The sequence below is a fragment of the Bacillus sp. FSL P4-0290 genome, assembly GCF_037975435.1.
GTDB classification, from domain to species: domain Bacteria; phylum Bacillota; class Bacilli; order Bacillales; family Bacillaceae; genus Bacillus; species Bacillus subtilis.
This window is the reverse complement of sequence record NZ_CP150253.1, coordinates 4,119,666-4,131,324: the sequence shown is the minus strand read 5'-3', so window position 1 is coordinate 4,131,324 and position 11,659 is coordinate 4,119,666. Positions and strand designations below refer to the sequence as shown.

At 45.9% G+C, this 11,659-nt stretch carries 10 protein-coding genes and 1 pseudogene; 8 read left to right on the top strand and 3 right to left on the bottom strand.

Annotation, left to right across the window (positions count from 1 at the left end):
- Positions 1-2: 2 nt before the first annotated feature.
- From MKY10_RS21580 to MKY10_RS21570, 3 genes and pseudogenes are all read left to right on the top strand, one after another.
- Entirely contained in the window at positions 3-797 is a 795-nt protein-coding gene (locus MKY10_RS21580; RefSeq protein ID WP_003226939.1) for an MBL fold metallo-hydrolase, read from the top strand.
- 81 nt (positions 798-878) lie between these two features.
- A complete protein-coding gene (htrC, locus tag MKY10_RS21575) occupies positions 879-2,081 on the top strand; it encodes a serine protease HtrC (RefSeq protein ID WP_015250812.1) in 1,203 nt (400 codons plus the stop codon).
- Positions 2,082-2,101: 20 nt separating this feature from the next.
- Positions 2,102-2,231 (top strand): annotated as a pseudogene (locus MKY10_RS21570) (hypothetical protein).
- Here the strand turns inward: MKY10_RS21570 and MKY10_RS21565 are convergent.
- Together MKY10_RS21565 and MKY10_RS21560 are read right to left on the bottom strand one after the other, a co-directional pair.
- Positions 2,228-2,728: a PepSY domain-containing protein gene (locus MKY10_RS21565; protein WP_015250813.1), complete on the bottom strand. Its 501-nt coding sequence runs from the start codon at positions 2,726-2,728 to the stop codon at positions 2,228-2,230. The pseudogene MKY10_RS21570 and the gene MKY10_RS21565 overlap by 4 nt on opposite strands.
- 160 nt (positions 2,729-2,888) lie before the next feature.
- Positions 2,889-3,788, bottom strand: coding sequence for a PepSY domain-containing protein (locus tag MKY10_RS21560; RefSeq protein WP_015250814.1), 900 nt, complete (start codon positions 3,786-3,788; stop codon positions 2,889-2,891).
- Positions 3,789-3,999: 211 nt separating this feature from the next.
- Here MKY10_RS21560 and MKY10_RS21555 point away from each other — a divergent pair, with 211 nt between their 5' ends.
- Positions 4,000-4,683, top strand: a complete 684-nt coding sequence (locus MKY10_RS21555; RefSeq protein WP_024573086.1) for a response regulator transcription factor — start codon at positions 4,000-4,002, stop codon at positions 4,681-4,683.
- Positions 4,680-6,146, top strand: coding sequence for a HAMP domain-containing sensor histidine kinase (locus MKY10_RS21550; RefSeq protein ID WP_046381472.1), 1,467 nt, complete (start codon positions 4,680-4,682; stop codon positions 6,144-6,146). Before MKY10_RS21555 ends, MKY10_RS21550 begins: the two co-directional genes overlap by 4 nt.
- Here MKY10_RS21550 and rocR read toward each other — a convergent pair.
- Entirely contained in the window at positions 6,128-7,513 is a 1,386-nt protein-coding gene (rocR, locus tag MKY10_RS21545; RefSeq protein WP_003244510.1) for an arginine utilization regulatory protein RocR, read from the bottom strand. The genes MKY10_RS21550 and rocR overlap by 19 nt on opposite strands.
- A gap of 240 nt (positions 7,514-7,753) precedes the next feature.
- Between rocR and rocD the strand changes: the two genes are divergently transcribed.
- From rocD to rocF, 3 genes are all read left to right on the top strand, one after another.
- On the top strand, positions 7,754-8,959 hold the full coding sequence (gene rocD, locus MKY10_RS21540; protein ID WP_015250818.1) for an ornithine aminotransferase: 1,206 nt from the start codon (positions 7,754-7,756) through the stop codon (positions 8,957-8,959).
- A gap of 222 nt (positions 8,960-9,181) precedes the next feature.
- Complete coding sequence (locus MKY10_RS21535) at positions 9,182-10,585, top strand: amino acid permease (protein WP_014481465.1); 1,404 nt, start codon at positions 9,182-9,184, stop codon at positions 10,583-10,585.
- 72 nt (positions 10,586-10,657) lie between these two features.
- Positions 10,658-11,548 (top strand): arginase, encoded by an 891-nt coding sequence (gene rocF, locus MKY10_RS21530; RefSeq protein WP_003226959.1) that lies wholly within the window; start codon positions 10,658-10,660, stop codon positions 11,546-11,548.
- Positions 11,549-11,659 lie beyond the last annotated feature (111 nt).

Genomic DNA, 11,659 nt, shown 5'->3' with positions numbered 1-11,659 from the left:
ACATGAGCTTGCAATTTAGCGTACTTGCGAGCGGGAGTACGGGAAATGCGTTTTACCTCGAAACAGAGGATCACGCATTTTTAGTGGACGCCGGTTTGAGCGGGAAAGCCATGGATGGGCTGATGGCGCAGATCGGGCGTAAGCTGGATGATGTAGACGGCATTTTTGTGACGCATGAGCATAGTGACCATATTAAGGGCCTTGGTGTCGTCGCCAGAAAGTACAAGCTTCCGATCTATGCGAACGAGAAGACTTGGAAAGCGATGGAGAATCAAATCGGCAAAATTGACACCGATCAAAAGTTTGTATTTCCGATGGAGACGGTAAAGTCGTTCGGCGGACTTGATGTTGAATCGTTTGGCGTCTCCCACGATGCGGCGGAACCGATGTTTTATGTGTTCCATTATAACGGCCGAAAGCTCGCGTTAATGACAGATACGGGATATGTCAGCGACCGAATGAAAGGCATTATCCGTTCAGCGAATGTGTTTGTGTTTGAAAGCAATCACGATGTCGGTATGCTGCAAATGGGAAGATACCCATGGAGCATTAAGCGGCGGATTTTAAGTGACGTCGGGCACGTTTCAAATGAAGATGCTGCCTTGGCGATGACGGATGTCATTGGCGATGAGACGTCTCGTATTTACCTGGCGCATTTGAGCCAGGACAACAACATGAAGGAGCTGGCAAGAATGTCTGTGCAGCAGACATTGGCTTCTAAAGGATTTGTGACGGGTGAGACATTTGACTTATACGACACTGATCCGAAGAAGGCCACTCCGCTTTGCGCTGTATAATTTTTCTATGTAAATCATGACTATTCTAGGAGCTTCTAACCCACAATATAACCATATTAACGTTCTTGGAAAGGATGGAATATGGTGGATTACGAACGTGAGGAAGAACATACTACTCCTGAACAGCCAAAGAGAAGCAAAAAAGGATATTTTCTTTCAAGCCTGATTGGTGTGATTGTCGGTGCCGTATTAATGGCGTTTATCATGCCGTACCTTTCAAATGAAGGGCTAGATACAGGCGCCTTAGATCAGCAGCAGAACAATAACGGACGGGAATCAATCAGGACGGTGAATGTCAGTGTCAACAATACGGTCACCAAGATTGTCAGCAATGTGTCGCCCGCCGTTGTGGGTGTGGTGAACATCCAAAAATCAGATATACGGGGAGAGAGCGGCGAGGCTGGGAGCGGCTCTGGCGTCATCTATAAGAAAAATGACCATTCCGCTTATGTCGTGACCAACCATCATGTCATCGAAGGCGCTTCCCAAATTGAAATCAGCTTGAAAGACGGATCGCGTGTATCAGCTGATCTTGTCGGCAGCGACCAGCTGATGGATCTGGCCGTTTTACGGGTGAAAAGCGATAAAATTAAAGCAGTCGCTGATTTCGGAAATTCAGATAAAGTGAAGTCTGGGGAGCCGGTTATTGCGATCGGGAACCCGTTAGGCCTTGAGTTTGCTGGCTCTGTCACACAAGGCGTCATCTCGGGTACGGAGAGGGCGATCCCAGTAGATTCAAACGGTGATGGACAGCCTGACTGGAACGCAGAAGTCCTGCAAACAGATGCGGCCATTAACCCTGGGAACAGCGGCGGCGCTTTGTTAAATATGGATGGGAAGGTCATTGGCATCAATTCAATGAAAATTGCCGAGTCAGCGGTTGAAGGGATTGGCCTGTCCATTCCATCTAAGCTCGTGATCCCTGTGATAGAGGATTTAGAGAGATACGGAAAGGTCAAACGCCCGTTCCTTGGCATTGAGATGAAATCGCTAAGCGACATTGCAAGCTATCATTGGGATGAAACATTAAAGCTTCCTAAGAATGTCACCAATGGAGCGGTTGTGATGGGTGTAGATGCCTTTTCACCTGCCGGAAAAGCGGGGCTGAAGGAACTGGATGTCATCACGGAATTTGACGGATACAAAGTAAATGATATTGTTGACCTGCGAAAACGGCTTTATCAGAAAAAAGTCGGTGACCGGGTGAAGGTGAAGTTTTACCGCGGCGGAAAAGAAAAATCTGTTGACATCAAGCTGTCGTCCGCAGACCAATTAGGAAGTTAATCAAAACAGTCTGGCATCGTTTGCCAGGCTGTTTTGATATGCAAAAAAACTGAACGGGGGTCACGCCCGTTCAGTTGAAAAGGATATATCGAATATGAAGAAAAATACAAGATGAATGTTACACGTGAAACAGCAGCAAATGGCTGTTAACTGCAAATACCTCCATTCTCAGCATTCACTTTAATGGTTTGTACCGTGTGGTTGCTGGCTGTGATGGTGATGATGTACACATAGGTGCCATTTTCTTTCTTCAATGCAGAAGATGTGACGGTGCCTATGCACTTGTTCAACGCAATGCTTTGTGCTTTTGCTTTTGTGATCGCGGCTTGTTTATTTTCAACGTGATGCTTGACGATTTTTCCGCTGCTGCAGTTAATGTTAAAGGTGTGAATTTTGCCATCCTCACCAAGCACTTTAATGACATAGACATAAACGCCATCTGCTTTCTTCATTTGTGCTGATTGAACTGCGCCTTTGCACTTCTTTAAAACGACAGTTTTTGCTTTAGAGAGCGTAATAGAAGCCTGCTGCTGGGTTTGAACTTTAGCAGTGTCCTCTTTATGCAGAACAGCCGCGTGTGCGGATGATAAAGAACTGATTGAAATGACCGCGCCTAAAGCAGCTGCAGAACATATTTTCATATTCATTTGTAGGTCCTCCTTAGAAAAAGAACTGAACGCGGGTCACACACGTTCAGTTTAAAAGAGTATTTAGAAAAAGGTAGACATGAACTTAGAACTTTGTGTTAAAACAAGACTGGTGTTATACGTTGAATTTCAGTTATTTTACTGCTGGCAAGCAGTTATTTTATTTGCAAATGCTTCCGTTTTCAGCGTTCACTTTCACTGTATGTTCAGTGTGGTTTTGGGCAGTGATTTTAAACACGTAAACGAATGTGCCGTTTTCTTTCTTCAAATCAGTAGATTTCACTGTGCCTTTACATTTATTTAGTGCAATTTGATGTGCTTTTGTTTTTGTAACGGCTGCGTTTTTCTTTTGCACTTCTTGTTTTACGATTTTACCGCTGTCACAGTTGACATGAATTTTATGAGTGCTTCCATCTTCGCCAAGCACTTTGACAACGTAGATGTATGCGCCGTTTTCTTTCTTCAGTTCAGAAGATTGAACTGCGCCTTTGCATTTGTTGAGTGCGATTTGATGCGCTTTTGTTTTAGAAAGATGTGCTTGTTTCTTTTGCTCGTGTTTTGCGACTTTGCCGTTTTCTCCATTGATATGGAACGTGTGAAGGCTTCCGTCTTCACCCATTACTTTCACGACGTAAGCGTAAACACCGTTTTCTTGCTTCAGCTCAGAAGATTGAACCGCACCTTTGCAGTTTTTCAAAGCGATCGATTGGGCTTTTGTTTTGCTGATATAGCTTTGTTTCTTTTGAACATCATGTTTCACAACTTTGCCGCTGTTGCAGTTGACGTTCATCGTATGCTGTTTGCCGTCCTCACCGAGAACTTTCACAACATATACGTATGTGCCATTCACTTTCTTCATTTGGGCCGTTTGAACAGTACCTTTGCATTTGTTCAAAGCAACCTGTTTTGCCTTTGCTATTGTGATGGAAGCCTGTTGCTTCGTCTCAACCTTCGTTGATGTATCATCCTTTTGAATGACAGCGGCGTGAGCAGAAGTGAAAGAACTGATTGAAATAATCGTTCCCAGTGCAGCTCCTGATAAAACTTTAGTGATATTCATGTGAGATTCCTCCTTTATTTCATTGTTGGCTGTACCAACTAAGGCAATTGTATAGGCCGAAGCTGAAAATCAAATGAGGGCTGGCTGAAAACTTGCTGAATTCAGCTGATTTTTAGGGAAGATTCAGTTTGTTTTCAGTTAAAAACGAATAATAGGAGGGGAAGGGAAAAAACTAATCAGAGGTTTATGCCAACTAAGGAGAGAGCACAGCATGAATAGGATGAAAGGCATCAAGATTTTGCTCGTGGACGATGAACCGGCGATATTAGATTTTTTGACAATGGGTCTTGAAAATGAAGGCTTTGAAGTGAAGACAGCAGCTGACGGAATGACAGCGATGAACACCGTAAAGACATTTCAGCCGCATGTGGCCATCTTGGATGTGATGATGCCCGGAATGGATGGACTGGAAGTATCGAGGATGATGAAAAAAACCGGCCATACCGCCGTTATTATGCTTACGGCCAAGGATGAGGTGGGGGTTCGGGTAAAAGCGCTGACAGAGGGCGCTGATGATTATATGATCAAACCCTTCAGCTTTGAAGAGCTGCTGGCGCGAATCTATGCGAGAATTCGGGATCACTTTCCCAACCTGTTTGAAGAATTCGCGCTCGGTCCGTTTCGAATTGATGATCGGCGCAGAGAAATCCGCTATCAGGAAGAGGTGCTCAAGCTTTCAGCAACAGAATACGAGCTTTTAAAGTTTTTGGTGCTGAATCACGGCCTTGTGCTCAGTAAAGCAAGGATTCTGGATAAAGTATGGGGGTATGATTTTTACGGAGAAGAGAATATTGTTGAAGTGTACATTCGATCCTTGCGGGAAAAATTGAATGACAAAAAGCATGAAGTGATCCGAACGGTTCGGGGTGCGGGCTATCGGGTGGATATTGAATGAAAAAACGATTCAAAACACTGCGCTTTCAGCTTTTATTCCGTTCATTATGCATTCTCGTTCTTCTATTGGTGTTTGTCGGCGCTATGCAATATGTGTTTGGAAAACGCCTCTTATATGAAAACCGAGCTGTCAGCATTCAAAGTTATATCAACTCAACGGAGCCAACCATCTGGAATAATATTAAAACATACAAAAGCCATCCCGACAGCTCGGAAAAGTCAGATGGTGCTGTCCGTCCCGCCTTTATCTATCCGGGCGTGACCATTGTTTTTATCGATAAGAAAACAAAAGACAGTACGGTATTGTCGACCGATCCATATGCGGGAGCACCGCCAACAGTGAAAAAAAGTGTATATGATGAGGCATTAAAAGATACGATGGCCTTGCATTACAAAATCACGAAAAATGAATCCGGCGAGGAAGTGCTGATTGTGTTTCAGGCTATTACTATTGATGGAAAAGAAGCAGGCGTGATCCAAATGAGTACTTTAACAGAACCACTGAAGGACGTACTGCTCCGGCAAATCAGCATTTATTCCACGCTCTCGCTGGTTGCGCTCCTGCTCGGGCTTTTCACGTTCTTGCCTGTGGTCAGACATACGCTTAAACCGTTATCACAAATGGTACATATGATGGGAGAAATCAATGCAGGAAATTTGAATAAAAGGCTTCCTGTATATCGAAAACAAATGGAAATCGACACGCTCGCTATTTCGTTTAATCGCATGCTGGAGCGGATTGAAACGTCATTTAAAGCAGAAAAAGAAGCGAAGGAGCGCATCCGGCAATTTGTATCAGACGCTTCACATGAATTGAGAACGCCTTTAACGTCCATACACGGCTTTATCGAAGTGCTGCTGCGTGGCGCCGCGCTTCAGCCGGAGCAGAGAGATAGGGCGCTGAATAGTATGTATGAAGAGTCGAAGAGAGCCACTCGGCTGATTGAGGATCTGTTGTTTTTAGCAAAAATTGATCGGGTGCCGAGCTTTGAAATGAAGAGAGGAAATCTCGATGCGCTCATAAGGGAGATGGAGCCGCAGCTCAGTCTGCTTGCGAAAGAAAGAAGGCTGCAGCTGCTGCTTGAGGATGACGCTAAAGCGGTGTTTGACCGGGATAAGATGAAACAGGTCATTCTGAATTTGGTTTATAACGCGGTGCAGTATACAAATGAGAGAACCGGTGCCATCACCATTTCTCTGCAAAAAGGCAGTTCCGGCGTGATGCTGATGATAGCAGACAATGGCACAGGCATCGCGCCGGAACATTTGCCGCATTTATTTGACCGGTTTTACAGGGCAGACCCATCCCGCTCCCGAAAATATGGAGGTTCGGGATTAGGCCTTGCCATAACGAAATCGATTATCGACAGTCACAATGGGACGATTGACGTGAAAAGTGAAATCGGCAGAGGCACTGTTTTTCTGATCAGGCTTCCTGCTCCGGATTATTCGTTAGACGAGTGAGAAAATTTCTTCAGCCGATATTGGAGGCTTTGTCTGCTGATGCCAAGCTCCTGAGCAGCTTTCGAGATGTTATGGCCGTGTTTTCTTAACACGTTCTCTATCACATATTTTTCGAAGCTTTCCATTTTTTCTTTTAAGTCCGCGGCTGGCTGGTGTCTTGGTGTTTCCGGCTCTGGGATGTCAGCCGGCTTGATTTTCATGCGGTATTGATAGGGCAGATGGGAAGCCGTAATCGTTTGCTCGTCCGTCATGAAATTCATTGCGCCTTCGATCATATGCTCAAGCTCGCGAATATTTCCCGGCCAGTCATAAGAAAGGAAAAATTGCTTCACGTCATCGCTGATGTGTTCAACATTCATTTGGAATAGATGATTGTTTTTCTGGATGAACTCCGACGCGAGAAGCAAAATGTCTTCTTTTCGTTCCCGAAGCGGCGGGATGATCAGTGTGACGACACTCAGCCTGTAATACAAGTCCTTCCGCATTCGTTCGCCTGCAATTGCATCAATTGGGTCTTCATTCATCGTGGCAATAATACGTACGTCAATCGGTGTATCCTTTGTCGAACCGATGCGCCTGATTTTCCGTTCTTGAAGGGCGCGCAGCAGCTTCGCCTGAAGGCTGAGATTCAGCGAGTTGATTTCATCTAACAGCAGCGTGCCGCCGTGGGCTTGTTCAAACAGGCCGGGCTGGTCGACAGCGCCGGTAAACGCGCCTTTTTTCGTTCCGAACAAGATGCTTTCCACAAGGCTGTCTGGCAGTGCCGCACAGTTTTGCGAAATAAACGGGCCGCCAGAACGATCGCTTCCATTATGGATACTTTGCGCGAACAGTTCTTTTCCCGTGCCGGTTTCGCCTGCTAGAAGGACAGATGATGACGTACGGGTTGCCCGCTTGGCGTTTTCGATGACGTCTTGAATGGCCGGACTGGTGCCGAGAATACTGTCAAACGTATAGGTTGTGCTGCCTTTTTTGTTCATATTCTCCCTGATCAGCCGTTCAAGCTTTGTCACATCCTTGGCAATTTCAACAGCGCCCCTGATTTTGCCGTCTTGGACGATGGGATATGTATGATTGATCGTCGTAATTTCCTGGCCTTTATTATTGAAATAGCTCTGTTTGACGTTTTTAATCGTCTTGCCTTCCTGAAGAGCCTGTACCAGTGTGCTGTCCTGCTGCTTTGAAAACATAAACACATCCATCAGGTTTTTATTCAAGACGTCATGCTTCTCCATATCTTCAATCTGCATCATTTTATTGTTATAAACGATTGTGTTTCCATGCTCGTCTACCACGTGCAGGCCAACATCGATTTCATCTAAAATGCTCTGAAAAACCAATGTGAGGAATTCGCTGTCTTTGACCACTGTATGAACCTCCCTCAATTATTTTCTTAATATTGCTTCTATTTTATAAAAAAATGGAGAGGGTATGCAAAAGAATTTTGCACTTGCTGGAATTTTTGCTCGAAATATCAGAATGTTTTTGCACCTTGTCCTCGAAAATTGTAGAAAACACACGAATTCTTGATTTGGCACAGAACTTGCATTTATATAAAGGGAAAGCAGGATAACATGTTGAAACAGAAAACAAGGGGGAATTCAAATATGCCAGCTTTATCTAAATCTAAAGAAATTATTGATCAGACGTCTCATTACGGAGCCAACAATTATCATCCGCTCCCGATTGTTATTTCTGAAGCGCTGGGTTCTTGGGTAAAGGACCCGGAAGGCAATGAATATATGGATATGCTGAGTGCTTATTCTGCGGTAAACCAGGGGCACAGACACCCGAAAATCATTCAGGCATTAAAGGATCAGGCTGATAAAATCACCCTCACGTCACGCGCGTTTCATAACGATCAGCTTGGGCCGTTTTACGAAAAAACAGCTAAACTGACAGGCAAAGAGATGATTCTGCCGATGAATACAGGAGCCGAAGCGGTTGAATCCGCGGTGAAAGCGGCGAGACGCTGGGCGTATGAAGTGAAGGGAGTAGCTGACAATCAAGCGGAAATTATCGCATGTGTCGGGAACTTCCACGGCCGCACGATGCTGGCGGTATCTCTTTCTTCTGAAGAGGAATATAAACGAGGATTCGGCCCGATGCTTCCGGGAATCAAACTCATTCCTTACGGCGATGTGGAAGCGCTTCGACAGGCCATTACGCCGAATACAGCGGCATTCTTGTTTGAACCGATTCAAGGCGAAGCGGGCATTGTGATTCCGCCTGAAGGATTTTTACAGGAAGCGGCGGCGATTTGTAAGGAAGAGAATGTCTTGTTTATTGCGGATGAAATTCAAACGGGTCTCGGACGTACAGGCAAGACGTTTGCCTGTGACTGGGACGGCATTGTTCCGGATATGTATATCTTGGGCAAAGCGCTTGGCGGCGGTGTGTTCCCGATCTCATGCATTGCGGCGGACCGCGAGATCCTAGGCGTGTTTAACCCTGGCTCACACGGCTCCACATTTGGAGGAAACCCGCTTGCATGTGCAGTGTCTATCGCTTCATTAGAAGTGCTGGAGGATGAAAAGCTGGCGGATCGTTCTCTTGAGCTTGGAGAATACTTTAAAAGCGAGCTTGAGAGCATTGACAGCCCTGTCATTAAAGAAGTCCGCGGCAGAGGGCTGTTTATCGGTGTGGAATTGACGGAAGCCGCACGTCCGTATTGTGAGCGTTTGAAGGAAGAAGGGCTTTTATGCAAGGAAACGCATGATACAGTCATTCGTTTTGCACCGCCATTAATCATTTCCAAAGAGGATTTGGATTGGGCAATAGAGAAAATTAAGCACGTGCTGCAAAACGCATAAATCTGCACCATGGCGGGATATTCACTTCGTTTGTATAAATTTACAACAGAAAAATCAGCACTCCCTATTTGCTCAGCTACAGTATTTTAGTATAATGTATCTTTATGAGAAGAAGTGAATTTTATATTAAATAGATAGAGACTCTTTGGACAGCAAACTGGGATAGCACCATGCAGATGTTCCAGCTTAGATCCAATACAAGTTGCTGAAGGGGTGCAGAATGTGAATACAAACCAAGATAACGGAAATCAGCTCCAGCGGACAATGAAATCGCGCCACTTGTTCATGATTTCATTGGGCGGAGTGATCGGAACCGGTTTCTTCCTTGGAACCGGGTTTACCATTAACCAAGCGGGACCGCTCGGCGCGGTTCTGTCCTATTTAGTGGGCGGCTTTATCATGTTTTTGACGATGCTCTGCTTAGGAGAGCTGGCAGTCGCCTTTCCTGTGTCGGGGTCCTTCCAGACCTATGCGACAAAATTTATCAGCCCGGCCTTCGGGTTTGCGTTCGGCTGGCTGTACTGGCTCGGCTGGGCGGTTACATGCGCCATTGAATTTTTATCAGCGGGGCAGCTGATGCAACGCTGGTTTCCGCATATAGACGTGTGGATCTGGTGTCTGGTCTTTGCGGCACTGATGTTTATTTTAAATGCGATCACCACAAAAGCCTTTGCGGAATCTGAATTCTGGTTCTCAGGCATTAAAATTTTGATTATCCTTTTATTTATTATTCTCGGCGGAGCTGCCATGTTTGGCCTGATTGATCTGAAGGGTGGAGAGCAGGCGCCGTTTTTGACACATTTTTATGAAGACGGGTTATTTCCGAACGGCATAAAGGCAATGCTGATTACGATGATTACTGTGAACTTTGCGTTTCAGGGGACTGAGCTGATCGGGGTTGCAGCAGGAGAAAGTGAAGACCCTGAAAAAACGATTCCACGGTCAATCAAACAGACAGTATGGAGAACGCTTGTGTTCTTTGTGCTTTCCATCATTGTCATTGCCGGCATGATTCCGTGGAAACAGGCTGGAGTCGTGGAAAGTCCATTTGTTGCCGTATTTGAGCAAATCGGAATCCCATATGCAGCTGATATCATGAACTTTGTTATTTTAATCGCGCTGTTATCTGTTGCGAATTCAGGTTTATACGCATCGACACGTATTCTGTACGCGATGGCGAATGAAGGACAGGCCTTCAAAGCGCTCGGAAAAACAAATCAGCGCGGTGTACCGATGTACTCGTTAATCGTAACGATGGCTGTGGCCTGCCTATCACTTCTGACAAAGTTTGCGCAGGCTGAAACTGTATATATGGTACTGTTATCTTTGGCGGGTATGAGCGCGCAGGTCGGCTGGATTACGATCTCGCTTTCCCAAATCATGTTTAGACGCAAATATATCCGCGAAGGCGGGAAGATAGAAGATTTGAAATTTAAAACACCGCTGTACCCGGTGCTTCCGCTGATCGGCCTAACATTAAATACGGTCGTGCTCATCAGTCTTGCATTTGATCCGGAGCAGCGTATCGCGCTGTATTGCGGCGTACCATTTATGGTCATTTGCTACATCATTTATCATGTTGTCATTAAAAAACGCCAGCAGGCGAATCGTCAGCTAGAGCTTTAAAACCTTGTCCGTAAGTCATCTTTGTTAGAACCCGCATAGGACATTATCTTAAATGTTGAGGTGGAATCACAGATGGATAAAACGATTTCGGTTATTGGAATGCCAATGGATTTAGGACAAGCACGACGCGGAGTAGATATGGGCCCGAGTGCCATCCGGTACGCTCATCTGATCGAGCGGCTGTCAGACATGGGGTATACGGTTGAAGATCTCGGTGACATTCCGATCAACCGCGAAAAAATCAAAAATGACGAGGAACTGAAAAACCTGAATTCCGTTTTGGCGGGAAATGAAAAACTCGCGCAAAAGGTCAACAAAGTCATTGAAGAGAAAAAATTCCCGCTTGTCCTGGGCGGTGACCACAGTATTGCGATCGGCACGCTTGCAGGCACAGCTAAGCATTACGATAATCTCGGCGTCATCTGGTATGACGCGCACGGCGATTTAAATACACTTGAAACTTCACCATCGGGCAATATTCACGGCATGCCGCTCGCGGTCAGCCTCGGCATTGGCCACGAGTCACTGGTTAACCTTGAAGGCTACGCGCCTAAAATCAAACCGGAAAACGTCGTCATCATTGGCGCCCGGTCACTTGATGAAGGGGAGCGCAAGTACATTAAGGAAAGCGGCATGAAGGTGTACACAATGCACGAAATCGACCGTCTTGGCATGACAAAGGTCATTGAAGAAACCCTTGATTATTTATCAGCATGTGATGGCGTCCATCTGAGCCTTGATCTGGACGGACTTGATCCGAACGACGCACCGGGTGTCGGAACCCCTGTCGTCGGCGGCATCAGCTACCGGGAGAGCCATCTGGCTATGGAAATGCTGTATGACGCAGGCATCATTACCTCAGCCGAATTCGTTGAGGTTAACCCGATCCTTGATCACAAAAACAAAACAGGCAAAACAGCAGTAGAGCTCGTAGAATCCCTGTTAGGGAAGAAGCTGCTGTAATAAGAAAACCCCCGCATCCCGCGGGGGTTTCAGCGTGTCGACAAACCCTCGCATTCGTTGTCAGGCCTGCGCTTCGGTGCTCACGAATTCCAAACATTCGCTGCGCTCCAA